Origin of the sequence: Pseudogemmobacter lacusdianii, from assembly GCF_030848395.1 — a bacterium.
GTDB classification, from domain to species: Bacteria; Pseudomonadota; Alphaproteobacteria; order Rhodobacterales; family Rhodobacteraceae; genus Pseudogemmobacter; species Pseudogemmobacter lacusdianii.
On record NZ_JAVDBT010000005.1, the window covers coordinates 179,546 to 202,425 of the forward strand.

At 62.0% G+C, this 22,880-nt stretch carries 21 protein-coding genes; 7 read left to right on the forward strand and 14 right to left on the reverse strand.

Annotated features, from left to right (window positions below; all coding sequences use genetic code 11):
- Positions 1-30: 30 nt before the first annotated feature.
- The 3 genes from Q9295_RS06820 to Q9295_RS06830 are packed head-to-tail and all read left to right on the forward strand — an operon-like array spanning position 31 to position 2,511.
- Positions 31-723, forward strand: coding sequence for a DUF484 family protein (locus Q9295_RS06820; RefSeq protein ID WP_306679772.1), 693 nt, complete (start codon positions 31-33; stop codon positions 721-723).
- Between the two features lie 7 nt (positions 724-730).
- Positions 731-1,753: a tyrosine recombinase XerC gene (locus Q9295_RS06825; RefSeq protein WP_306679773.1), complete on the forward strand. Its 1,023-nt coding sequence runs from the start codon at positions 731-733 to the stop codon at positions 1,751-1,753.
- 53 nt (positions 1,754-1,806) lie between these two features.
- Positions 1,807-2,511: a CDP-alcohol phosphatidyltransferase family protein gene (locus tag Q9295_RS06830; protein ID WP_306679774.1), complete on the forward strand. Its 705-nt coding sequence runs from the start codon at positions 1,807-1,809 to the stop codon at positions 2,509-2,511.
- A 19-nt stretch (positions 2,512-2,530) separates the two neighbouring features.
- Here the strand turns inward: Q9295_RS06830 and Q9295_RS06835 are convergent, their stop codons facing one another.
- The 3 genes from Q9295_RS06835 to Q9295_RS06845 form a co-directional block, all read right to left on the reverse strand.
- The gene (locus tag Q9295_RS06835) at positions 2,531-3,367 is read right to left on the reverse strand and encodes an EamA family transporter (RefSeq protein ID WP_306679775.1); all 837 of its coding nucleotides are present in this window, start codon (positions 3,365-3,367) and stop codon (positions 2,531-2,533) included.
- The gene (locus tag Q9295_RS06840; protein WP_306679776.1) at positions 3,364-4,215 is read right to left on the reverse strand and encodes a DMT family transporter; all 852 of its coding nucleotides are present in this window, start codon (positions 4,213-4,215) and stop codon (positions 3,364-3,366) included. The genes Q9295_RS06835 and Q9295_RS06840 overlap by 4 nt, the downstream gene beginning before the upstream one ends.
- A gap of 72 nt (positions 4,216-4,287) precedes the next feature.
- Complete coding sequence (locus tag Q9295_RS06845) at positions 4,288-5,163, reverse strand: LysR family transcriptional regulator (RefSeq protein WP_306679777.1); 876 nt, start codon at positions 5,161-5,163, stop codon at positions 4,288-4,290.
- A gap of 102 nt (positions 5,164-5,265) precedes the next feature.
- Between Q9295_RS06845 and Q9295_RS06850 the strand changes: the two genes are divergently transcribed.
- Positions 5,266-5,466: a DUF1127 domain-containing protein gene (locus Q9295_RS06850; RefSeq protein ID WP_306679778.1), complete on the forward strand. Its 201-nt coding sequence runs from the start codon at positions 5,266-5,268 to the stop codon at positions 5,464-5,466.
- Positions 5,467-5,622: 156 nt separating this feature from the next.
- Here Q9295_RS06850 and ileS read toward each other — a convergent pair whose 3' ends face one another.
- Entirely contained in the window at positions 5,623-8,532 is a 2,910-nt protein-coding gene (gene ileS / locus Q9295_RS06855; protein ID WP_306679779.1) for an isoleucine--tRNA ligase, read from the reverse strand.
- A 230-nt stretch (positions 8,533-8,762) separates the two neighbouring features.
- Here ileS and Q9295_RS06860 point away from each other — a divergent pair, with 230 nt between their 5' ends.
- Both Q9295_RS06860 and Q9295_RS06865 read left to right on the forward strand, forming a co-directional pair.
- Entirely contained in the window at positions 8,763-9,131 is a 369-nt protein-coding gene (locus Q9295_RS06860; protein WP_306679882.1) for a DUF2237 family protein, read from the forward strand.
- Positions 9,118-9,552, forward strand: a complete 435-nt coding sequence (locus Q9295_RS06865) for a group III truncated hemoglobin (protein ID WP_306679780.1) — start codon at positions 9,118-9,120, stop codon at positions 9,550-9,552. Before Q9295_RS06860 ends, Q9295_RS06865 begins: the two co-directional genes overlap by 14 nt.
- A 60-nt stretch (positions 9,553-9,612) precedes the next feature.
- On the opposite strand, the gene trpB is transcribed toward Q9295_RS06865, so the two are convergent.
- The 10 genes from trpB to Q9295_RS06915 all read right to left on the reverse strand — a co-directional run bounded on the left by trpB (position 9,613) and on the right by Q9295_RS06915 (position 21,041).
- Positions 9,613-10,845 (reverse strand): tryptophan synthase subunit beta, encoded by a 1,233-nt coding sequence (trpB, locus tag Q9295_RS06870; protein ID WP_306679781.1) that lies wholly within the window; start codon positions 10,843-10,845, stop codon positions 9,613-9,615.
- A 192-nt stretch (positions 10,846-11,037) separates the two neighbouring features.
- Positions 11,038-11,706 (reverse strand): phosphoribosylanthranilate isomerase, encoded by a 669-nt coding sequence (locus tag Q9295_RS06875; RefSeq protein ID WP_306679782.1) that lies wholly within the window; start codon positions 11,704-11,706, stop codon positions 11,038-11,040.
- Positions 11,706-12,062 (reverse strand): LapA family protein, encoded by a 357-nt coding sequence (locus tag Q9295_RS06880; protein ID WP_306679783.1) that lies wholly within the window; start codon positions 12,060-12,062, stop codon positions 11,706-11,708. The genes Q9295_RS06875 and Q9295_RS06880 overlap by 1 nt, the downstream gene beginning before the upstream one ends.
- Before the next feature lie 103 nt (positions 12,063-12,165).
- Positions 12,166-12,447 carry an integration host factor subunit beta gene (gene ihfB / locus Q9295_RS06885; protein WP_306679784.1) on the reverse strand — a complete coding sequence of 94 codons (282 nt, stop codon included), beginning with the start codon at positions 12,445-12,447 and terminating at the stop codon, positions 12,166-12,168.
- A 206-nt stretch (positions 12,448-12,653) separates the two neighbouring features.
- On the reverse strand, positions 12,654-14,333 hold the full coding sequence (rpsA, locus tag Q9295_RS06890; RefSeq protein ID WP_306679785.1) for a 30S ribosomal protein S1: 1,680 nt from the start codon (positions 14,331-14,333) through the stop codon (positions 12,654-12,656).
- Between the two features lie 211 nt (positions 14,334-14,544).
- On the reverse strand, positions 14,545-15,171 hold the full coding sequence (locus Q9295_RS06895) for a (d)CMP kinase (protein WP_306679786.1): 627 nt from the start codon (positions 15,169-15,171) through the stop codon (positions 14,545-14,547).
- A gap of 13 nt (positions 15,172-15,184) precedes the next feature.
- Positions 15,185-16,531, reverse strand: coding sequence for a 3-phosphoshikimate 1-carboxyvinyltransferase (aroA, locus tag Q9295_RS06900; RefSeq protein WP_306679787.1), 1,347 nt, complete (start codon positions 16,529-16,531; stop codon positions 15,185-15,187).
- A gap of 167 nt (positions 16,532-16,698) precedes the next feature.
- Positions 16,699-17,394 carry a tRNA (guanine(46)-N(7))-methyltransferase TrmB gene (gene trmB / locus Q9295_RS06905; RefSeq protein WP_306679788.1) on the reverse strand — a complete coding sequence of 232 codons (696 nt, stop codon included), beginning with the start codon at positions 17,392-17,394 and terminating at the stop codon, positions 16,699-16,701.
- Between the two features lie 119 nt (positions 17,395-17,513).
- Positions 17,514-19,085: a 2-isopropylmalate synthase gene (locus Q9295_RS06910; protein WP_306679789.1), complete on the reverse strand. Its 1,572-nt coding sequence runs from the start codon at positions 19,083-19,085 to the stop codon at positions 17,514-17,516.
- A 453-nt stretch (positions 19,086-19,538) separates the two neighbouring features.
- Entirely contained in the window at positions 19,539-21,041 is a 1,503-nt protein-coding gene (locus tag Q9295_RS06915; protein ID WP_306679790.1) for an MORN repeat-containing protein, read from the reverse strand.
- A gap of 103 nt (positions 21,042-21,144) precedes the next feature.
- Here Q9295_RS06915 and Q9295_RS06920 point away from each other — a divergent pair, with 103 nt between their 5' ends.
- Positions 21,145-22,809 carry an NAD+ synthase gene (locus Q9295_RS06920; protein ID WP_306679791.1) on the forward strand — a complete coding sequence of 555 codons (1,665 nt, stop codon included), beginning with the start codon at positions 21,145-21,147 and terminating at the stop codon, positions 22,807-22,809.
- Positions 22,810-22,880 lie beyond the last annotated feature (71 nt).

Sequence of the window (22,880 nt, forward strand, 5' to 3'; positions counted from 1 at the left end):
TGCCACAAAAGCTGACGGGCGAGTTTTTACATGATCGAACCTGACCTGCGTGACCGCATTCTGGCGGAACCTGAAACGATCTTGGAAGATCGCGATGTGATGAACGCGCTTGTGGCCGCCAATGAGCGGGCGATGGGGGCCAATATCGTTGATCTGCGCGGCATCGCGATGCAGCGGCTTGAGACCCGGTTGGACCGGTTGGAAGACACTCATCGTGGCGTGATCGCGGCGGCCTATGAAAATCTGGCGGGCACAAATCAGGTGCATCGCGCGATCCTGCAGCTGCTTGATCCGCTTGATTTTCAAGAGTTTTTGCGCGTTTTGACTGAAGATGTCGCGGCGACCTTGCGGGTTGATTGCGTGCGGCTTGTGCTGGAATCGGTGCAAAGCGCCGATGATCCGGCGCTGCGGCGTTTGGGCGATGTGCTCTATGTGGCTGAGCCGGGCTTTGTGGCCTCATATGTCGCGGGCGGGCGCAATGTGCCGCTGCGCCCGGTGACTTTGCGGCAAGTGCTGCCCGAGAGCGATGCGCTTTATGGCGACCGGGCAGGCTATATCCATTCCGAAGCGCTGCTAAGGTTGGATTTTGGCAAGGGGCGGCTGCCGGGGATGCTGGTTTTCGGGGCGGAAGATCCGCATCAGTTCAAGCCGACGCATGGCACCGATCTCCTCGCCTTCTTTGCCGGAATCTTTGAGCGGACGATGCGCCGCTGGTTGAACTGAGGCGGCGATGGAGGCTTTGGCCCTTTCTGCCGAGCTGCGCGCCGGGCTTGCCGATTGGCTGGCGCAACTGTCGGCGTTGAAAGGGGCAAGCCGCCATACGATCGCGGCCTATTCGGCGGATGTCTCACGCTACTTGCACTTTCTCGCGCAGCATCACGGCGGCTCGATGGGGCTGCGTGCGGTGGTCGAAACCGCGCAGACCGATCTGCGCGCTTGGATGGCCTATGAGCGAAATGATCGAGGGATTTCAGCGCGTTCGATGGCACGGGCCTTGTCTTCGGTGAAAGGGTTCACGGCTTGGGCGGCGGACCGGGGGCAGCTAGAGGCGACGACGGTGCTTTCGGCGCGTGGTCCAAAATATCGGCGCAAGCTGCCAAGGCCCCTTTCTGTGGAAGGGGCGGTAGACATGCTGGAAACCGTGGGCCAGCAGGCGCGCGGGGACTGGCAGCAGGCTCGCGATGTGGCGGTGGTGACCTTGCTTTACGGCTGCGGCCTGCGGATTTCCGAGGCTTTGTCGCTGACGGGGGCCGACCATCCCTTACCGCAGGTTTTGCGCATCAGCGGTAAGGGCGGCAAGACGCGGCTGGTGCCGACGCTGCCCGCGGCCGCCGAGGCTTTGTCGGATTATGTCAAACTTTGCCCCTATCAAATCGACCAAGATGCGCCGCTTTTCCGAGGCGCGCGCGGCGGGCCGCTGTCGCCTCGGCTGATCCAACTGGCGATGGAGAAGTCGCGGCTGCAACTGGGTTTGCCCGCCACCGCCACGCCGCATGCCTTGCGCCACAGCTTTGCCACGCATCTGTTGGGGGCGGGGGGCGATCTGCGCGCGATCCAAGAACTGCTGGGCCATGCCTCGCTTTCGACCACGCAAGCCTATACGGCGGTTGACGCCGCCCGCTTGATGGAGGTTTATGAAAGCGCACATCCGCGTGCCCAAAGCCAAGATGCCGCCTCGGCTTCCAGCGCGGTGCCGGATTTTGCCTCTGATCACGCCTTGCCCAACTCTGAGCCTCACACCACCCCAGCGTAATCCCGACCCTGGGATGCATTGCGTCTTTTTCCAAATTGGTACATCACAAAGCTATGTCAGATCGTCTCAAGGCCCTTTCGGTCCATTTGTTCACCGCCACCGGCGCGGTATTGTCGATGTTCGCCATGCTGGCCGCGGTCGAGGGCAAGTGGAGCTTGATGTTCCTTTGGCTGGTTGTCGCGCTGATCGTGGACGGGGTCGATGGCCCGCTGGCGCGGCGCTATGACACGCAAAAGAACTGGCCGACCTATGACGGTGTGTTGATGGATTTGATCATCGACTACCTGACTTACGTCTTCATCCCCGCCTTTGCCTTGTTCCAATCGGGGCTTCTGAGCGGCTGGACCGGTTGGCTGGCGATCATCGTGATCTGCTATGGCTCGGTGGTCTATTTCGCCGATACCCGTATGAAAACCACCGATAAAAGCTTTGCTGGCTTCCCGGCCTGCTGGAATATGGTGGTGCTGACACTCTTCGCGGTGGAGCCGTCGCAGACGGTTATCTTGATCTTGGTGGTCGGTCTGACGGTGACGATGTTCACCAATCTGAAGTTCATCCACCCGACCCGCACCAAGCGCTGGCGGCCGCTGTCTTTGGCGATGTGTGTGCTTTGGTGTGCTTTTGCGGCGCAAGCGGCATGGGTCGATTTCGCCGAAGGCAGCTTTGCCCATTGGGGGCTGATCATCACCTCGCTCTATCTGGTCTTCGCCGGGATCGTACAACAGATGATCCCAGAGGCGCCGCGCCGGGTGCGTTAATCCCCGGCGCGCGCGGGGATCAAAGCCGCGAGAGCAGCACACCTGCCACGATGATTGAGGCCGCGAGAGCTTTCTCGCGGCTCATCTTTTCGCCAAAGGCGAGCCAGCCGATCAGCACGGCAAAGAGGATCGAGGTTTCGCGCAAAGCTGCGACCAAGGCGATCGGGGCAAGCGTCATGGCCCAGATCGAGACCGCATAAGCGCCGTAGCTGGCGGCGGAGGCAAGGGTGCCCATCCGCCAAGCATGGCCATCGCGCGGGATGACCGCGAAGCCGCGCAGAGCCACCATACCGACAGAGAAGATCAGGCCATCGGCGACAAAGACCCATGCCACATAGGCGGCCGGGCTGTCGGAAATCCGCGCGCCCATGCCATCGATCAGCGTATAGGTGGCCGTCGCCAGCGCCGAGCCCAAGGCAAAGGGCAGCATCTTGCGGTCCTCACCACTGGTGAAAATCCCGCGTGCCATCAGCAAGATACCGGCCGCGAGCACAGCAATCGCCATATACTGTCGTGTGGTGAGCGCATCGGCGAGGATGAAGGCCCCCACAATGGCCACCAGCATTGGCGCGGCGCCCCTTGCGATTGGGTAGACGCGGCTGAGATCGCCACGCTCATAGGCGTAGCAGAGAAAGGATTTATAGGCGAAATGCGTGCAACCCGCTGCGATCACCCATGGGATCGCCGCCGTGGTGATCGGCGGTGAGACGGCGACCACCGCCAGCCCGATCGGCACTTCGACGATCGACAGGATCACCATGGCACCGACTTTCGAGGTGCCAAGTTTGATCAGCGCATTCCAAAGCGCATGCAGAAAGGCCGCGCCAATGACGGCCAGAAACACCCAAAGACTCATGCCAAGACCTGCATCAACACCACTCCCAATAGAATGAGGCCTCCGGCCAGCGCTTTGTCGCGGCTCATCGGCTCGTGAAAAATCAGCCAGCCCATCAGCATGGCGAAAAGGATCGAGGTTTCGCGCAACGCGCCCACCATCGCGATCGGAGCCTTGGTCATGGCCCAGACCGCGACACCGTAAGAGCCAAGCGAGGCGGCACCGGCCATCGCGCCCCGGCTCCAGCCGCTGCGGCTGATGCGGAAGATGCCGGGGCCTTGCAGGGCAAGGGTGGCAAGGCCGAAGAAAAGCCCGTCGAGCGCGAAGGTCCAGCCAAGGAACATCCAAAGATCGCCCGCTTGGCGCACGCCGATGCCATCGACCAAAGTATAAGCGGCGGTCATGGTGGCTGTGGCCAAGGCCCAAGGGATCAACCGGCGGCTCTCGCCTGCGCGCAGGGCGCTGGCCGCCATGGTCAGGATGCCCGCGACGAGGACCAAGATCGCCAGCACTGGGCCTGATTTCAACGCATCGATGCCCAAAGCGACCGTGAGCAGCAGGGTCAAGAGGGGCGCCGTGCCGCGCGCGATCGGGTAGACGCGGCTGAGGTCTCCGTGGTCGTAAGCGGCTGAGAGGCAGAGCTTATAGCCCGCATGAAGGGCTCCGGCGGCGATCAGCCAAGGCCAGATCTGCAAAGGGGGTAGGGGGGCGAAGCAGAGGAGCGCGACGCCCAAGGCGCCCTGCACCAGCGCCAGCACCAAAAGGTTTTGCAGCCGCGATCCGCCTGCAGTGCCGCTGCGGATCAACGCATTCCAGCTGGCGTGCAAAAAGGCCGCGGCCAGAACGGCAAGGAAGACGCTAAGGCTCACGTTCGCGCGCCTGTCATAAAACGGTTACGCATGGCTAGCGAAGCGGCTGAGCTTAGGCAAGGGTCGGTGGTGCTAGTCGATGACCGGCGCGGCAAGGGTGGCAAAGGCCTCACGCAGGAGGCTGGCCATGCCATCTAGGGCTTGCGAGCCGCCGCGCGGGTTGCGGCGCAGCACGACGCGGGCGCTGTCGATCAGCGAATAGCCATCTGCGCTGGTGAGCTCGCGGCAGCCCTCGGGGATGGTGCTGCGCGACAGGGGCGCGATGGCCATGCCATTGGCAGTGGCGACGCGGAAACCGCCCGCCATGTCACAGGTCCAAGCGGTGCGCCAGTTGATGCCTTGGCGGTTCAGCGATTGCTCGGCGTAGTCGCGGCTCCAGTCGGATTTGAAATAGACCGCGACCGGGACCGGCTGGCGCAGATGCTGTTCGTGGTGGATCGAAGTGGCCCAAACCGTGGGGTCGACGGCCAGCACCTCACCTTCTTGCACATAGGCCCAGTCGTAGATCACCGCCATGTCGATAAGGTCATTGTCGAGCGCCTCCAGAAGCGCCTCGGAATGATCGACCCGGACCGAGACTTGCACACCCTCATGCCGGGCATCAAAGGCTGCCAAAGCGCGGGGCAGGACGGTGCCGGAATATTCATCTGGGATGCCCACGCGCACCGGGCCGACAAGGGTCTTTTCACGCAAGGCAATCGCGGCCTCGTCCAGGGTCTGCACCACGCGGCGGGCATAGGGCAAAAGCTGCTTGCCGCGGGGGGTGAGCGTGACGCCGCGGGCTTGGCGCTCAAAAAGCGGTTGGCCGAGGCTTTCTTCTAACCGTTTGATCTGCAGGGATACGGCTGATTGCGTGCGGAAAAGGCGGGCGGCGGCATGGGTGACTGAGCCCGTATCGGCCACCGCCAGAAAGCTGCGCATCAAATCAGAGTCGAGCGGCGCTAGCATTGTCGGACCTATGAGTGAAATTTATGTCAGCCATAAAACCTATTCGTTTGTAAAATGTCAACGAGAGGCGCATTTACCGCTTGTCATTCATAGGAGGTCATCATGTTCGCCCGTCTCGTTTCCTTGCTGCAGCTGCGCCGCTCGACCGCGTTTTTGCTGGCGCGGGCCGATGATCGGTTGCTTGATGATATCGGCATGTCGCGTGGTGAATTGCAGCTGATGCACCTTGGTGTCTCGGAGCTGCAAGAGACCGCGCGTGCGAAATCCTACCCGATGGGCAAGGCACTCCCTGCCACGGCCTGACGGGATCTGCGCGGGGCGGTGCTGGCCATCGTCTCGCGCTTTTTATGCACAAAAGCCCCCGCTCAGCCGGGGGCTTTTTTATTGCCGATCAAGAGTTTGCGGATATGAAAAAGGGGGGCGCGAGGCCCCCCTTGATCCGATCTTTCGCCGCTTGATTTAGCCCAAGGCTTCATCACAGCGCTGGCAAGTGCCGGCGTGTTTGTGGCTGCCAACATCGGGCAGGATTTGCCAGCAGCGCTGGCATTTCTCGCCCGGTGCATGGTCAAAGACCACCGAGATGCCCGGCACATCGGCCAGAGCAAAGGCGCCCTCGGGACCGGCTTCTGCCGTCACTTTGATGCCGCTGGTGATGCAGAGATTGGCGAAATCGACCGAGTTCAGCGCGGCGAGAATCGCGGTATCGGCGACATGGACCACCGGAGCGGCCTCGAGGCTGGCACCGATGACCTTGGCGGTGCGCTGCACCTCCAAAGCGCCGGTGACGACGCGGCGGGCGGCGCGGATGCCGTCCCATTTCGCGGCCAAAGTGTCATTGCGCCAAGCGGCGGGCGTCTCGGGGAAGTCTTGCAGATGGACCGAGGAGCCCTCGCCGGGGTTGCGGCAAAGCCAGACCTCTTCCATGGTGAAGGCGAGGATCGGTGCGGTCCAAGTGGTCAGCCGTTCGAAGAGCAGGTCCAAGACGGTGCGGCAGGCGCGGCGGCGTAAGCTGTCGGGCGTGTCGCAGTAAAGCGCATCCTTGCGAATGTCGAAATAGACCGCCGAAAGATCGGTGGTGCAGAAGGTGAAGAGCTTCTGGAACACGGCTTGGAAGTCATAGGCCGCATAGCCCTTGCGGACCTCTTCATCCAGCTCGGCCAGACGGTGCAGCACCCATTGCTCCAACTCGGGCATATCCGCAGGCGCGACGCGCTCGGCCTCGGTGAAGCCGGCGAGATTGCCAAGGAGGAAGCGGAGCGTGTTGCGCAACCGGCGGTAGCTGTCGGCCACGCCTTTCAGGATCTCTTTGCCGATGCGCAGATCGACGGTGTAATCCGAAAGCGCCACCCAGAGCCGCAAGATATCGGCGCCGTATTCGTCGATCACCTCTTGCGGTGCGACGGTGTTGCCGACCGATTTGGACATTTTCATGCCCTTCTCGTCCAGCGTGAAGCCGTGGGTCAGCACGCCTTTATAGGGCGCGCGGCCCTTGGTGCCGCAGGCTTGCAAAAGCGAGGAATGGAACCAGCCGCGGTGCTGGTCGGTGCCCTCAAGGTAAAGATCGGCGATGCCGTCGGGCGTGCCATCTTCACGGTCGCGCAGCACGAAAGCATGGGTCGAGCCGGAGTCAAACCAGACATCCAGCACATCCATCACTTGCACATATGCTGCAGGATCGACGATGCCATCCAGCATCCGCTCTTTGAATCCTTGCACATACCAAACATCAGCGCCTTCCGCCTCGAAGGCGGCGGCGATGCGGGCGTTGACGTCCTCATTGCGCAAAAGGAAGTCGGCGTCGGTCGGCTTGGCGCCCTTTTTGACATAACAGGTCAGCGGCACGCCCCAAGCGCGTTGGCGGCTGAGCACCCAATCAGGGCGCGCTTCGATCATCGAATGCAGACGGTTCTTGCCGGTCTCGGGCGTGAAGGCGACGAGCTCGCGGATCGAGGTCAGCGCGCGCTCCCGGATCGTATCGCCATAGCTGCTTTGGCCGTCCTCGATCTTGGCATCGATCGCGGCAAACCATTGCGGCGTGTTGCGGAAGATCACCGGCGCTTTCGAGCGCCAGCTGTGCGGGTAGGAGTGTTTCACCTTGCCCTTGGCCAAAAGCGCGCCAGCATAGGCCAACTGCTTGATGTTGGAGACGTTCGCCGGACCTTCTTTGCCGTTTTGGTCAAAGACGGCTTGGCCACCGAAGATCGGCAGATCGGCGCGGTAAGCGCTGTCTTCCATGACGTTATAGGTCATCGGCAGCTTGAACTTCAGGCCCAGCACATAGTCGTCTTCGCCATGGCTGGGGGCGGTGTGGACAAAGCCCGTGCCCGCATCATCGGTGACATGCTCGCCCGGCAGCATAGGGACATCGTAGTCCCATTCGCCATTGCCGCCTTCGGCCCCGCGATAGGGGTGGGCAAGGATCGCGCCTTCGAATTCAGACGTCGCCACATCGCGCAGACGGGTCCAGCCTTCGATCTTGGCCGAGGTCTTGACGCCTTCGGCCAAAGCATCGGCAAGCACCAAAAGCTCACCCGCCACAGCGGTCGATTTTTCCTCGACCGTATCAACGCGGTAGAGGCCGTAAGCAATGCCGGTTCCGTAAGCCACGGCGCGGTTTTGCGGGATGGTCCAAGGCGTGGTGGTCCAGATCACCACTTTCGCATCGGCCAGGCCTTCAGCCCCCGAAACAACCGGGAAACGCACCCAGATCGTGTGGCTGGTGTGGTCTTTGTATTCCACTTCAGCCTCGGCCAGCGCGGTTTTCTCGACCGGAGACCACATCACGGGTTTCGAGCCTTGATACAGCGTGCCGTTCATCAAGAGCTTCATGAACTCTTGTGCGATGACCGATTCCGCATGGTAGTCCATCGTCAAATAGGGCTTTTCCCATTTGCCGGTGACGCCGAGACGTTTGAATTCCTCGCGCTGGATATCAACCCAGCCTTCGGCGAATTTGCGGCATTCTTGACGGAAGGCGACAGTGTCCACCTCGTCCTTATTCAGCCCCTTGGCGCGGTATTGCTCTTCGATCTTCCACTCGATCGGCAGGCCGTGGCAGTCCCAGCCCGGCACATAGCGGCTGTCTTTGCCCAGCATTTGCTGGCTGCGCACAATGAAATCCTTGAGGATTTTGTTCAGCGCATGGCCGATGTGCAGATGGCCATTGGCATAGGGAGGGCCGTCATGCAGCACGAAAGAGGGGCGGCCGGCTTTCTCGCGCAGCCGGTCATAGATGCCGATCTTGGCCCAACGGTCGAGCCATTCCGGCTCACGCTGCGGCAGGCCTGCGCGCATCGGGAAATCGGTCTCGGGGAGAAAGACGGTGTCGCGGTAATCAGGAGCGGTGGTGTCGGGCGTATCGGCGCACATGGAGGCGGTTCCTGCAAAGGATGGCGGTAAAGAGGTCGGACGGAATTTGCCCCGACGGCCAAATCAGGCCGCCGGGCCGATAATTCGCAAGGGGAACCGGCCTGGACGCATGGCGCGCTTATATGCGCTTGGCCGCGCGCGGTCCAGAGGAGTGGCGCTTTGAGATGCAGGGGGGCGGCTTGGCTTGCGCGCCATGGACAGGGGCGGGCATTCGCGCCACAATTGGCCATATGAAAGAGCCTTCGATCAATGTTCTGGGCGGCCCGCTTGAGGCATGCTCGACCGTACCCCTGACCGGGTTTTTCCGTGATGGCTGTTGCAACACCGGCCCGCAAGATCGCGGGTTGCATACGGTTTGCGCGGTGATGACGGCGGAATTTCTGGCTTTGTCCAAGTATCTGGGCAACGATCTGTCGACCCCGCGCCCCGAATACGGCTTTGCGGGGTTAAAGCCCGGTGATCGCTGGTGCCTTTGCGCGGCGCGGTTCTTGCAGGCGCATGATGAGGGGGCGGCACCGCAAGTGAACCTCGCCGCCACCCATATCAACACGCTCCACGTCGTTCCGCTTGAGGTTTTGCAGGCCAATGCTGCCCCCTGATCCGGCCCTTCAGTCGCCGCAAAGCCCGCTGGCCCGCTTTGCCGTGACCGAGGATCAGATTCGCGCCGTGGTGACGGCGTTTTACGATGCGGTGCGCCGCCATCCGGGGCTGGGTCCGGTCTTTGCCGCCCATGTCACCGATTGGCCCGCGCATGAGGCGCGGATCGTGGCCTTTTGGGCCAATGCGATCCTCTATGAGCGCGGCTATGAGGGCAATCCTTTGGCCGTCCACCGCCGCGCCGGCAATGTGCGACCGGGGATGTTTGAGCCTTGGCTTGCCCTTTTCGACGCCACTTTGCGGCGCGAATTGGCGCCCGAGACGGCGGAGGCTTGGTCGGTGCTCGCCCATCGCATCGGCGCAGGCCTGCGCTATGGGCTGGTCGAGGCCACGCCCAAAGGTCAGCCGCCTATCTTGCGTTAAAGCAAAAGGCCCGCAAGCTTTCGCTGCGGGCCTTTATTATTTCACTGCGCTTTGAAAGGCTTAGACCTTCATGTCGAAGCCAAGGTGCTTGGCGACGGTGAAGATATCCTTGTCGCCGCGGCCCGAGAGGTTGACCACGATGATATGGTCTTTCGGCAGGGTCGGGGCCAGTTTGGTGACATGGGCCAAGGCGTGGCTCGGCTCCAGCGCGGGGATGATGCCCTCGGTTTCGCAGAGCAGTTGGAAGGCCGCCAAAGCCTCGGTATCGGTGACCGAGACATATTCCGCGCGGCCGATGTCATGCAGCCAAGCATGCTCGGGGCCGATGCCGGGGTAGTCGAGGCCGGCGGAGATCGAGAAACCCTCAAGGATCTGGCCATCGGCATCTTGCAGAAGGTAGGTGCGGTTGCCGTGCAAGACGCCCGGACGCCCGCCGGTGAGGCTGGCGCAATGCTCCATCCGCTCATCCACGCCTTTGCCGCCCGCCTCAACCCCGATGATCTTCACCGAAGGATCGTCAAGGAAGGGGTGGAAGAGGCCCATGGCATTTGAGCCACCGCCGATGGCGGCGATGATCGTGTCGGGGAGGCGGCCCTCGCCCTCTTGCTGGGCGAGCTGGCGTTTGGTCTCGCGGCCGATGATGGCTTGGAAATCACGCACCATGGCGGGGTAGGGATGCGGGCCGGCGACGGTGCCGATGCAGTAGAAGGTGTCGCGCACATTGGTGACCCAATCGCGCAAAGCGTCGTTCATCGCGTCTTTCAGCGTGCCGCGGCCCGAGGTGACCGGGACCACTTCAGCGCCCAGAAGACGCATGCGGAAGACGTTCGGGGCCTGACGCTCGACGTCATGCGCGCCCATATAGACCACGCATTTGAGGCCAAACTTGGCGCAAACCGTTGCGGTGGCCACACCATGCTGGCCCGCACCGGTCTCGGCGATGATGCGACTTTTGCCCATGCGGCGAGCGAGGATGATCTGGCCCAAGACGTTGTTGATCTTATGGCTGCCGGTATGGTTCAGCTCTTCGCGCTTGAGATAGATCTTGGCGCCGCCCAGATGCTCGGTGAGGCGCGGTGCGAAATACAAAGGCGAGGGACGGCCAACGTAGTTTTGCCACAGGTCATCCATCTCGGCCCAGAAGCTTGGGTCGGTCTTGGCATGTTCATAGCGTTCCTCAAGATCGAGGATCAGCGGCATCAAAGTCTCAGAGACGAAGCGCCCGCCGAAAATCCCAAAGCGGCCCTGTTCGTCGGGGCCCGTCATGTAGCTGTTCATACCGTCTTCGGCCATGTCACCCAACTCCCTGCCAAGGCCTTTGATCTATCGCCCTTGGCGGCAAAGGGAAAGGGGGCGCTGCCCCCTCGGCGCTGCGCGCCTCACCCCCGGAGTATTTGGATCAGGTGAGAGTATTTTCATCTTGAGATAAATACTCCCGCCGGAGGCATGCCGCCGCAAGGCGGCTCTCGCCGGTTGCCAGAGGCGTCACCGCAGGATCGGCACGCCGCCTTTTTCCATATGGGCGGCCTTGGTGAAGGCGGCAATTTTTGCGGCGTCTTTCTGGCCGGGCGCGGATTCGACGCCCGAGGCAACGTCGATTTGCCGCGCATTGGTGAGGCGGATCGCCTCGGCCACGTTGGCAGGCGTCAGGCCGCCTGCCAGCATCCAGGGCTTCAACCAGCGGCGTTGCGCGACCAACCGCCAGTCGAAGGCAAGGCCATTGCCGCCGGGCAGCACCGCGTCTTTGGGCGCCTTGGCATCGACCAAAATCTGATCGGCCACCAGTGAATAGTCGAAAACCGCCGCAAGGTCGCCTTCATCCGCCACGCCCACGGCCTTCATCACCGGCAGGCCGTAGCGGGCTTTGACCTCGGCCACGCGGTCGGGGCTTTCCTTGCCATGGAGTTGCAGCATGTCGAGCGGCATCGCCTCGACAATGGCGTCCAATGTTGCGTCATCGGCATCGACGACGAGGCCGATTTTGCACAGGCCCTCAGGCGCGGCATGGGTGAGAAGGCGCGCCTCCTCCAGCGTCACGAAACGCGGCGATTTTGGGAAGAAATTCAGCCCAATATAGGCGGCTTTGGCTGCAACAACAGCGGCGAGATCGGCATCGGTGCGGATGCCGCAGACCTTCACGCGAATTTCGGCCATCAGCTGCGGCCGTCTTCGAGGATTGCCAGCACCTCATCACGGGGGGCGTCTTTGCCGTCGCGCAGCACGGCCAATTCACGTTCCAGTCGCGAGACTTGACGGGCCGTCCCCCGGGCGGTGGCGCGGATCCGCATCTCGCGGAACCATTCCCAGACAAAGCCAATGAAGACGCCAAGCGCCACAGCGCCCAAGATCACCACGAAGAGCGGGATGTCCCAAGTGAGGTTGAGGCCCAGAAGGCCGCCCAAATCCTCGGGCAGAAGCCGCAAGGAGACGGCGCCGCGATTGGCCAAGGCCAGCACCAAAAGCACCAGCCCCGTGGCCGCGATAAACAGGATCCTTAGATAGCGCAGCATCGCCCCACCCCGCAAAATGAACAGAGCCTTTATCGGACGTCGCGCCAGGCTCTGCAAGCCTAGCGCGGGTCACGAAACCATGCGGCGCCGAAAGGGGGCGCGTTTAGCGGCCGTTCAGCCGGTCGCGCAGAAGCTTGCCGGTTTTGAAGAACGGCACCTTCTTGTCATCGACTTGCACCGATTCCCCGGTGCGCGGGTTGCGCCCTTGCCGGGCATCGCGGGCTTTTACCGAGAAGGCGCCAAAGCCACGCAACTCGACCCGATCGCCTTTGGCGAGCGCCTCGATGATTTCTTCAAAGACCGTATTCACGATCCGCTCAACATGTCTTTGGGTCAGGTGCGGGTTTTCATCCGCAATCTTTTGGATCAGTTCAGACCGGATCATCCATGGTCCCCCTTGTGGCCGGTCCATCTGGCAGCGGCCGCCACGTTGTTTTCTAAAGTGATTATAAGTTCAACTTTCGCCGTCTGACAAATGAAAACGGGTACTTGCGTTAGGCACTTGCGAATAGTCAAACATAATTGACGAAAAAAGAAAGGCCCCGCGTGGAGCGGGGCCTTTTAATTTTTAAGGGAAATGCAACCCTAGGATCAGTTGCCGCCCTTGAGCGCTGCGCCAAGGATATCACCCAGCGAGGCGCCCGAATCGGACGAACCGTATTGCTCGACGGCTTCTTTCTCTTCAGCGATTTCACGCGCTTTGATCGAGAGGCCCAGCTTGCGGGTTTTCGGGTCGATGTTGGTGACGCGAACGTCAACCTTGTCGCCAACCTGGAAGCGCTCGGGGCGTTGGTCGCCACGCTCACGGCTCAGGTCCGAACGGCGGATGAACGACTTCTGGCCGTTGTAATCCACCTCGATGCCGCCTTCTTCAACAGCCGAGATTTCGACAGTGATGATGGAGCCGCGTTTCACGCCGTCAACTGCATCGGTGAAGGTGTCTTCACCCAAGGCTTTGATCGAGAGCGAGATGCGCTCTTTCTCAACGTCAACTTCGGTGACCGAAGCGCGGACAACGTCGCCCTTGCGGTAGTTCTGGATGGCTTCTTCGCCGCGCTGATCCCACGACAGGTCGGAGAGGTGAACCATGCCGTCGATGTCGCCGTCGAGGCCAACGAACAGACCGAATTCGGTGATGTTCTTGACTTCGCCTTCGATGGTCGCACCCACCGGGTACTTCTCGACAAAGACTTCCCACGGATTGCGCATGGTCTGCTTGAGACCCAGCGAAACGCGGCGCTTGGCGCTGTCGATTTCCAGAACCATGACGTCAACTTCCTGGCTCGTCGAAACGATTTTGCCGGGGTGGACGTTCTTCTTGGTCCAGGACATCTCGGAGACGTGGACGAGGCCTTCAACACCGGCTTCCAGCTCAACAAAGGCGCCGTAATCGGTGATGTTGGTGACGCGGCCTTTGTGGACCGAGGAGATCGGGTAGGCTTTTTCAACAGCGTCCCACGGATCCGACTGCAGCTGTTTCATGCCGAGCGAGATACGGTGGGTTTCTTTGTTGATCTTGATGACCTGGACCTTGATGGTCTCGCCGATCGACAGGATCTCGGACGGGTGGTTGACCCGGCGCCAAGCCATGTCGGTGACGTGCAGCAGGCCGTCAACGCCGCCGAGGTCAACGAAGGCACCGTATTCGGTGATGTTCTTGACCACACCGTCGACCACTTGGCCTTCGGTCAGGTTGCCGATGACTTCGGCGCGCTGTTCGGCACGCGATTCTTCCAAGATCGCACGACGCGAGACAACGATGTTGCCGCGACGACGGTCCATTTTCAGGATCTGGAAGGGCTGCTTCATACCCATGAGCGGGCCAGCGTCGCGCACGGGGCGGACGTCGACTTGGCTGCCGGGCAAGAAGGCCACTGCGCCGCCGAGATCCACAGTGAAGCCGCCTTTGACGCGACCGAAGATCGCGCCATCGACGCGCTGCTCGGCTGCATAGGCTTTTTCCAGACGATCCCAGGCTTCCTCGCGGCGGGCCTTTTCACGGCTGATCTGGGCTTCACCGCGAGCGTTCTCAACGCGGTCCAGATAGACTTCCACGGTGTCGCCCACGTTGATCGAGGGGGCTTCGCCGGGATTTGCGAATTCTTTAAGGTCGATGCGGCCTTCCATCTTGTAGCCGACATCGATGATGGCTTGGCCCGCTTCGATCGCGATGACCTTACCTTTGACAACCGTGCCCTCTTCGGGGGTGTCAATCTCAAAGCTCTCTTTCAAGAGGGCTTCGAATTCGTCCATAGCATTAGCTGCGCACATGCGAGTTTGTTTCCTTTACGAGTGTATACTGGCCATGCGGTTGGCTCCGCCGGTCTTTGGAATGCGTCAGGCCCCAAGCGTTAAGCCGGGGCCCTTCGTGGTCGCGTCCTTAGTCTGATAGGGGCAATTAAGCAAGGCTTGCCTGCGCAAAACCCCAGTTTTCTTTGGGTTTCGGCAGGTTTTGGCGCGCCGAGGCGGGGGAGGGGGCGCGTCAGGCTTTGGCGCTGCGCTCTGTTGCGGCTTTGAGCTCGGCCAAGACCGCATCGCAGGCCGCCGTCACCGCCTCATCGATTCCCATCTTGGTGGTGTCGATCAAGAGCGCATCCTCGGCAGGGCGCAACGGGGCCTCGGCGCGGTTCATGTCGCGGGCGTCACGTTCTTTGACCTCGGCCAAGACCTGCGCAAGGCTCGGGGCATCGGCGGAGGTATTGACTTCAAGCCAGCGGCGATGGGCGCGCACCTCGGCGCTGGCGGTGACGAAAAGCTTCACCTCGGCCTCGGGGCAAATGACCGTGCCGATGTCGCGGCCATCCAAGACCGCGCCGCCGGATTGGCGGGCGAATTTGCGCTGAAATTCCACCAAAGCGGCGCGGACTTCGGGGATGACAGCCACGCGGCTGGCGGCTTGGCCAGCTTCAAGCGTGCGCAGATCGCCGCGCTCTAGATCCTGCGCGCACAGGCCCTGCGCGGCGGCGATTGGGTCGCCCCCCAGCACGCCGACCGCCCGGTAAAGCAGCCCGGTGTCAAGCCGGGCAAAGCCGAAGCGATCGGCCACAGCCCGGCTGATCGTGCCTTTGCCCGCCGCTGCCGGCCCGTCGATGGCGACCGTGAAGATCATGCGCTGCCCCGTCTCAGCCGCGCCGGATCGAGGCGCCAAGCCCGTTCATCAGCCCCTCAAAGATCGGGAAAGAGGTCACGATGGGCGAGCCGTCATCGACCGAGATTTCCTTCTTCGACGCCATGCCGGCGATCAGGAAGGACATTGCAATGCGGTGGTCGAGATGGGTCGCGCAAGTCGCGCCGCCCGGCATGCCGCCAGCACCCATGCCATGCACGATCAGCACATCTTCTTCTTCCTCGATGGTGACGCCGCAAGCCTCAAGCCCGCGCGCCATCGCATCGATGCGGTCCGATTCCTTGACGCGCAGCTCTTTGACGCCGCGCATCACGGTTTTACCGGTCGCAAAGGCGGCAACGACCGAGAGGATCGGATATTCGTCGATCATCGAAGGCGCGCGCTCTTCCGGGACTTCGATGCCCTTCATATCGGGCGAGAAGCGCACGCGCAGATCGGCAACCGGCTCGCCGCCCTCGGTCCGCGGGTTTTCAAACTCGATGAGCGCGCCCATCTCGACCAAAGTGAGGTAGAGCCCGTTGCGGGTGAGGTTCTGGCTGACGCCCGGCACGCGGATGTCCGAGCCTTCGACGATCAGTGCCGCACAGGTCGGGAAAGCAGCCGAGGACGGGTCGCGCGGCACAGCGACCGTTTGCGGGCGCAGCTCAGGCCGGCCGAGAAGGGTGATGACATGGCCCTCATGGGTCTGTTCGACGTTGAGTTCCGCGCCAAAGCCCAAAAGCATCCGCTCGGAATGGTCGCGGGTCGGCTCGCGCTCGATCACCACGGTCTCGCCGGGGGCGTTAAGGCCCGCCAAGAGGATCGCCGATTTCACTTGGGCCGAGGCGACGGGCAAAGCATAGCGCACCGGCACCGGATTGGCCGCACCGACCACGGTCATCGGCAAACGGCCCCCTTTGCGGCCATAAGCTTGCGTGCCGAAAAGCGACAAAGGATCGGTCACCCGGCCCATCGGGCGTTTGCGCAAGGAAGCATCGCCGGTGAAAGTGGCCGAGATTGGCGTGGTGGCCACCGTGCCCATGATGAGCCGCACGCCGGTGCCCGAATTGCCGCAATCGATCACATCGGCGGGCTCGGAGAAGCCGCCGACGCCGACGCCATGGACCGACCAAGCGCCCTCGCCGTGGCGGGTGACGGTGGCGCCAAAGGCCTGCATCGCCTTTGCGGTGTCGATCACGTCTTGGCCTTCCAAAAGCCCGGTGATCTTCGTCTCACCCACCGCCATCGCGCCGAAGATCAGCGCGCGGTGCGAGATGGATTTATCCCCCGGCACCGCGGCAACACCGCTGAGCGGCCCCGACTTGGCCGAAATCATCGGTTGGGCTTCACCATGGCCGGACATGCGCATCTCCCTCAAGGCATCGGCCCGCTGATAGCGCAAGCGGTTCTATGCGTCCAGCACTGGCGCTTGTGGTTGATGTGGGACGCTCCGCGGGGAGTATTTAAGATCAAGATGAAAGCCGCAAAGCTTCATCATCTTGATAAAAATACTCCCGCCGGAGGCAGACGTTACAGCTTGCGGAAGGTCAGGTAATGCGGATCGCGGCCCTCGCGCAGCGCCTTTTGCTCGTAGCGGGTCGAGAACCAATCTTCCCAAGCCGCGCCAAGCCCGGCTTGTTTGACCAGCTCAAACCCGGCGGGCGGCACTTCTTCCAAGGTTTGGCGGACGTAATCGGGGATATCGGTCGCCACGCGGAACTCGGCACCGGGTTTCATCAGCCGGGCCAGCGGCTGCAGGTGGTCCTGCGTCACGAAGCGGCGGCGATGATGGCGGGCTTTCGGCCAAGGGTCGGGGTAGTTGAGGAAGGCCTTGTCGAGGCAGGCCGGGGGCAGCACCTCAAAAAGCTCGCGCACGTCGCGGGGGTAGAGCGAGAGGTTGCCGACTGCGGCTTGGCGGATCTTGCCCAAGAGCATGGCCACGCCGTTCATGAACGGCTCGGCCCCGATGATATGCACGTCCGGATAGCGCGCGGCCATATGCACCAGATGCTCGCCACCGCCAAAGCCGATTTCCAGCCAGAGGGGCTTGCCCCCGGCAAAATCGAGGCTGATCTCGCGGCGCTCGGGGTTTTCCTCGGTGAAGACGCCTTTCAGCGTCAGCGGGCCCAGATCTTCGGCCAGATATTCCTTCTGGCTGGCACGCATGGTTTTGCCATGACTGCGGCCATAGAAGTTGCGGCGGGGGGGGTTGAGGTTGTGCGACATGCGCGGCTCCTAGCGCCGGGGCGGGGGGCTGGTCAAGCTTTGGCCGCTTTGTCGTGGCGGCCTATGAAAGAAAACGGCGCGCCAAGGGCACGCCGTTTTCTTTATCAGAGCTGAAGCTCTTAGCCGTGATAGGTGACGGTCTTGGTGTCCTCACCCGGCGCGGTTTTCTGCCGCCGCACGATCAACCGGTTCAGCGCGTTGATATAGGCCTTGGTCGAGGCGACGATCGTATCGGTATCGGCCGAAGAGCCGGTGACGATGCGGCCGTCTTCCTCAAGCCGCACCGAGACGGTGGCTTGGGCATCGGTGCCTTCGGTCACGGCATGGACCTGATAGACCTGCAGCCGGGCCGAATGCGGGAAGAGCTGTTTGACACACATGAAGGCCGCGTCGACCGGGCCGTCGCCGGTGCAATCGATCTGGTGATCGACGCCGTCAATGGTGAGGGTCATCTCGGCCTCATTCGGGCCTTCGGTGCCGCAGATCACCCGCAGTTTCTTCAGCTGCAGGAATTCATGCGCATCATTGGTCTGCTCATCCGAGACCAAAGCGACCAGATCCTCGTCATAGACCTCTTTCTTGCGGTCGGCCAAAGCCTTGAACCGAACGAAGACATCGTTCAGCTGGTTATCGGCCAGCTCAACGCCCAGCTCTTTGAGCTTGGCGCGCAGAGCGGCGCGGCCCGAGTGCTTGCCCATGGCGATGTTCTTGACCGTGAGGCCGATATGCTCGGGCTTCATGATCTCAAACGTTTCCACGTTCTTCAGCACGCCATCTTGGTGGATGCCCGATTCGTGGACGAAAGCGTTCTTGCCGACGATCGCTTTGTTGGGCTGCACCACGAAGCCCGAGACGGTCGAGACGCGGCGCGAGAGGTGCATGATCTTGGTGGTGTCGATGCCGGTGCGGAAGGGCAGGATGTCATTGCGCACCCGCAGGGCCATGACCACCTCTTCCAGCGCGGTATTGCCCGCGCGCTCGCCCAAGCCATTGATCGTGCATTCGATCTGGCGTGCGCCTGCTTCGACAGCGGCGAGGGAGTTCGCCGTCGCCATGCCAAGGTCATTGTGGCAATGGGTGGCGAAGATGATCTCGTCGGCGCCCGGCACCCGCTCGAGGAGCATGCGGATGATCTTGGCCGATTCCATCGGATAGGTGTAGCCGACGGTGTCGGGGATGTTGATCGTGGTGGCGCCAGCCTTGATCGCAATCTCGACCACGCGGCAGAGGTAATCCGGCTCGGTCCGGGTCGCATCCATCGGCGACCATTGGATATTGTCGCACAGGTTGCGGGCGTGGCTTACGGTGTCATGGATGCGCTCGGCCATCTGGTCCATGTCCAGATTGGGGATCGCCCGGTGCAAGGGCGAGGTGCCGATGAAGGTGTGGATCCGCGGCGATTTGGCGTGTTTCACCGCCTCCCAAGCGCGGTCGATGTCGCGGAGATTGGCGCGGGCCAGACCGCAAATCGTGGAGTTCTTCGCGCGTTTGGCGATCTCGGATACGGCGGCGAAATCGCCGTCCGAGGCGATCGGGAAGCCCGCTTCGATCACATCGACGCCCATCTCATCCAGAAGGCCGGCAATCTCCAGCTTCTCTTCATGGGTCATGGTGGCGCCGGGCGATTGTTCGCCATCACGCAAAGTGGTGTCGAAAATCAAAACGCGGGGTTGCGAAGCGGTATCGGTCATTTGAGAAATCCTTTTATCTTAGCCAGTTGCGGTGCCAACCTGCCGGGTCACTTGACCCTTGCTTTGTGGCTGTGGGCGCTGATCACCTCCGAGCGGTCGCGCCCAAGGGCACGCTCAGAGGCGGCTAAGAAGAAGCAGGCCAAGGGCAAGCGACGGGCGCAGGCCCGGCGTCTGGTGGCGAATGTGCAAATCCTTGGTCATGCCCCGGACTATATTCAGCTTTGGCGCGATGAAAAGAGGGGATCGTCGCAAATGCGCAGCTTTTTCAGCGAGGCTTTCTGGGCGCGCGCCTCACGCTGGCGCCTGTTCTTTTGAGAAAGGGCGGAGCCTCCGGCGGGGATATTTAAGGTTCTGAATGAGGAGCAAGGCCTTCGCCCTCTTTCAGAATGAACATATCCTCTAAAGGGGCGGGGGCAGAATGCCCCCGGGCCTGCGTTATCCGCCGCGCCGAGGTTAAGGCGTTGCGGGCGCCTCAGTCGCAGGGGCTTCGGGGGCAGGGGTTGCCGCAGGGGCGGCACCTTCGGCGGGGGTCGCGCCGTCCGCTGGGGCTTCGGGCGTGCCTTCCGGGGCGGCGGTCAGGATACCGTCTTGCCAGATGCCTTCTGCCACTTGACCGCTTTTGTAGGTCAGTTTGCCTTGGCCCGAGCGGCGGCCCTTTTCGAAGTTGCCCTCATAAATATCGCCTTCGGGATAGGTGGCTTTGCCGATGCCGTGGATCTCGCCCTCGGCCCAAGCACCGATATAGCCAAAGCCACCTGGCATGGTGATCTCGCCTTGGCCCGCGCGCAGATTGGCTTTGAAATCGCCCTTATAGACAGTGCCATCGGGATAGGTGGCTGTGCCCACACCCTCACGCGCGCCGGCCTTCCAATCGCCCTCATAGCGATAGCCGTCGGGATAGCTCATCACGCCTTGGCCCTGCGGCTGGGCATCCACAAAGTCGCCCTCATAGATCAGGCCACTTGCATAGGTGGCGCGGCCCTTGCCTTGGATAACGCCTTTTTCCCAAGCGCCGGTATAGGTCGAGCCATCGGGATAGGTGATCGCGCCTTGCCCCTGCGCGAGGTCCCCCGCCATTGCGCCGACATAAACCGAGCCATCGGGATAGGTCACCGAGCCGGTGCCCTCCATCCGCCCCTCAACCCATGAGCCTTCGTAACGAAAGCCATCCTTGGCGGTGAAAATCCCTTGGCCGTGGCGGCGATCTTCCTTGAATCCACCTTTATAGACATCGCCCGAAGCATAGGTGACTTGGCCTTGGCCCTGCCGCTGACCATTGGCAAAGGGGCCGTCATAGACATCGCCATTGGGCTGGGTGAGCTTGCCAGTGCCATTGATCTGCCCCGCCGCCCAATCGCCGGTATAGGTAAGGCCATTGGGCATGATCAACGTGCCCTTGCCCGCGCGTTCCCCTTTGACCAGCCCGCCCTCATAGACGGTGCCATCGGCATAGGTGATCTTGCCTTGGCCCTCTTTCACTCCGGCCAGCCAATCGCCCTCATAGCGATAGCCACCCGGATTCTCGATCACGCCTTGGCCGTGGTGCTGGCCGTTTTCAAAGCCGCCGGTATAGACCGCATCATTGGCGTAACGCGCCACGCCTTGCCCGGTCATCTTGCCGTGCAGCCAATCGCCCTCATAGGTGCCACCATCGGCAAAGGCGATCTTGCCCTTGCCATGCGGTTGCCCCTTTTCAAACTGCCCCGTGTAGACCGAGCCATTAGGGTATTTCGCGCTGCCTTGGCCCTTGATCTCGCCGGCCACCCATTCGCCGGTATATTCATAGCCGCTGGGCAGGGTGTAAGTGCCCGTCCCATCCTGCCGACCGTTCTTGAAGGTGCCGACATAAATCGAGCCATCGTCATAGCTTTTGCTCACCACCTCGCCCTCGGATTGGGCAAAGGCGGGGGCAGCGCTGAGGGCGGCTGCAATGATGATCGCGGAAAGCTGACGCATCGTGGTCTCCATCGGTGCGAATCCGGTCGCAGGGTATGCCGTTGGCCTTGGCGGTGGCAAGCGGGGCGGCTAGAAGCGCAAGGAGAGTTTGGGAGACCCTGTGATGACCGATCGCTTCCGTCTGTTTCTGGTGCAGGCCAATCCGGCGCTGGGCGACATTGCCGGCAACCTTGCCAAAGCCCGTGATTATTGGGCGAAAGGCAAGGCGGCGGGCGCCGATATGGTGGCGCTGACCGAGATGTTCGTCACCGGCTACCAGACCCAAGACTTGATCCTGAAGCCGGCTTTCCAGCGTGAGGCAATCGCCGGGATCGAGGCGCTTGCGCAAGAATGCGCCGATGGCCCGGCGCTGGGGATCGGCGGCCCGGCTCTGGTCGGCGGCAAGCTTTTCAACGCTTGGTATGTGCTGCAAGCGGGCCGCGCCACGGCGACGGTGCTGAAGCATCACCTGCCCAATGACTCGCTTTTTGATGAAAAGCGGCTCTTTGCCTCGGCCGATGTGGCGGGGCCCTATGTGGTCAATGGCGTGCGCATCGGCTCGCCGATTTGCGAGGATGCTTGGCATCCTGATGTGACTGAGACTTTGGAAGAAACCGGGGCCGAGATCCTGCTGGTGCCCAATGGCTCGCCCTATCATCGCGGCAAGCCGAACCTGCGCCTGAACTTGATGGTCGAGCGCGTGGTCGAGACCGGGCTGCCCTTGGTCTATCTCAATATGGTCGGCGGGCAGGATGATCAGGTCTTTGATGGCTCGTCCATGGTGCTGAACCCCGGCGGCCAACTCGCCGTGCAGATGCCGCAATTTGATGAGGCGGTGGAACTGGTGACCTTCCACCGCACGGCTGAGGGCTGGCGCGCCGATCACGGCACCAAGGCCGCGCTGCCGCCGATTGGCGAGGCGGATTACCGCGCTTGTGTCATTGGTCTGGCCGATTACATGCGCAAAACCGGGTTCAAAAAGGCGGTTCTGGGGCTTTCTGGCGGCATCGACAGTGCCATCGTCGCCGCCATCGCCGCCGATGCGATCGGGCCGGAGAATGTGCGTTGCGTGATGCTGCCCTCAGAATTTACCTCGGCGCATTCGCTGGAAGACGCCAGCGCCGCCGCCCGCGCCTTGGGCTGCAAGCTTGACACTTTGCCGATCGCAGGCCCGCAAGCGGCGGTGACGGCGGCCTTGGCGCCTTTGTTTGAGGGCCTCGAAGAGGGCGTCACCGAGGAGAACCTGCAAAGCCGCATCCGCGGGCTTCTCTTGATGGCCCTGTCGAACAAATTTGGCGAGATGCTGCTGACCACCGGCAATAAATCCGAGATGGCGGTCGGCTATTGCACGATCTATGGCGATATGAACGGCGGCTATAACCCCGTGAAAGACATGTATAAAACCCGCATGTTCCTCACGGCGAAATGGCGCAATGAGACGCATCGGCCTTGGATGCTTGGCCCCGCCGGTGAGGTGATCCCGGCGCGCATCATCTCAAAGCCGCCCTCGGCTGAGTTGCGCGCCAATCAGACCGACCAAGACAGCCTGCCGCCCTATGAAGAGCTGGATGCGATCCTCGAAGGGCTCGTGGAAAAGGATCTCTCGGTGGCCGAGCTGGTGGCGCAGGGCTTCGCTCTCGCCACCGTCAAACGGGTGGAGCATCTGCTGTATCTCGCGGAATACAAACGCTTCCAATCGGCCCCCGGCGTAAGGTTGACGCAAAAAGCTTTCTGGCTCGACCGTCGTTATCCGATTGCCAACCGTTGGCGCGATCGCTCGGCCGGGTAAAGCGGAGCGGCCTTGCGGCCGCTTGCCTCCGGCGGGAGTATTTCGGTCAAGATGAAAAGCTCAAGATTGAT

Coding starts and splice junctions, on each gene's coding strand:
- Q9295_RS06860 (WP_306679882.1), top strand. CDS start 8,763: ATGAAAGAGCCTTCGATCAATGTTCTGGGCGGCCCGCTTGAGGCATGC.
- Q9295_RS06830 (WP_306679774.1), top strand. CDS start 1,807: ATGTCAGATCGTCTCAAGGCCCTTTCGGTCCATTTGTTCACCGCCACC.
- Q9295_RS06910 (WP_306679789.1), bottom strand. CDS start 19,085: ATGACCGATACCGCTTCGCAACCCCGCGTTTTGATTTTCGACACCACT.
- Q9295_RS06875 (WP_306679782.1), bottom strand. CDS start 11,706: ATGGCCGAAATTCGCGTGAAGGTCTGCGGCATCCGCACCGATGCCGAT.
- Q9295_RS06835 (WP_306679775.1), bottom strand. CDS start 3,367: ATGAGTCTTTGGGTGTTTCTGGCCGTCATTGGCGCGGCCTTTCTGCAT.
- Q9295_RS06920 (WP_306679791.1), top strand. CDS start 21,145: ATGACCGATCGCTTCCGTCTGTTTCTGGTGCAGGCCAATCCGGCGCTG.
- Q9295_RS06820 (WP_306679772.1), top strand. CDS start 31: ATGATCGAACCTGACCTGCGTGACCGCATTCTGGCGGAACCTGAAACG.
- ihfB (WP_306679784.1), bottom strand. CDS start 12,447: ATGATCCGGTCTGAACTGATCCAAAAGATTGCGGATGAAAACCCGCAC.
- ileS (WP_306679779.1), bottom strand. CDS start 8,532: ATGTGCGCCGATACGCCCGACACCACCGCTCCTGATTACCGCGACACC.
- Q9295_RS06845 (WP_306679777.1), bottom strand. CDS start 5,163: ATGCTAGCGCCGCTCGACTCTGATTTGATGCGCAGCTTTCTGGCGGTG.
- Q9295_RS06865 (WP_306679780.1), top strand. CDS start 9,118: ATGCTGCCCCCTGATCCGGCCCTTCAGTCGCCGCAAAGCCCGCTGGCC.
- Q9295_RS06915 (WP_306679790.1), bottom strand. CDS start 21,041: ATGCGTCAGCTTTCCGCGATCATCATTGCAGCCGCCCTCAGCGCTGCC.
- Q9295_RS06850 (WP_306679778.1), top strand. CDS start 5,266: ATGTTCGCCCGTCTCGTTTCCTTGCTGCAGCTGCGCCGCTCGACCGCG.
- rpsA (WP_306679785.1), bottom strand. CDS start 14,333: ATGTGCGCAGCTAATGCTATGGACGAATTCGAAGCCCTCTTGAAAGAG.
- trmB (WP_306679788.1), bottom strand. CDS start 17,394: ATGTCGCACAACCTCAACCCCCCCCGCCGCAACTTCTATGGCCGCAGT.
- trpB (WP_306679781.1), bottom strand. CDS start 10,845: ATGGCCGAAGACGGTATGAACAGCTACATGACGGGCCCCGACGAACAG.
- Q9295_RS06880 (WP_306679783.1), bottom strand. CDS start 12,062: ATGCTGCGCTATCTAAGGATCCTGTTTATCGCGGCCACGGGGCTGGTG.
- Q9295_RS06895 (WP_306679786.1), bottom strand. CDS start 15,171: ATGATCTTCACGGTCGCCATCGACGGGCCGGCAGCGGCGGGCAAAGGC.
- Q9295_RS06825 (WP_306679773.1), top strand. CDS start 731: ATGGAGGCTTTGGCCCTTTCTGCCGAGCTGCGCGCCGGGCTTGCCGAT.
- aroA (WP_306679787.1), bottom strand. CDS start 16,531: ATGTCCGGCCATGGTGAAGCCCAACCGATGATTTCGGCCAAGTCGGGG.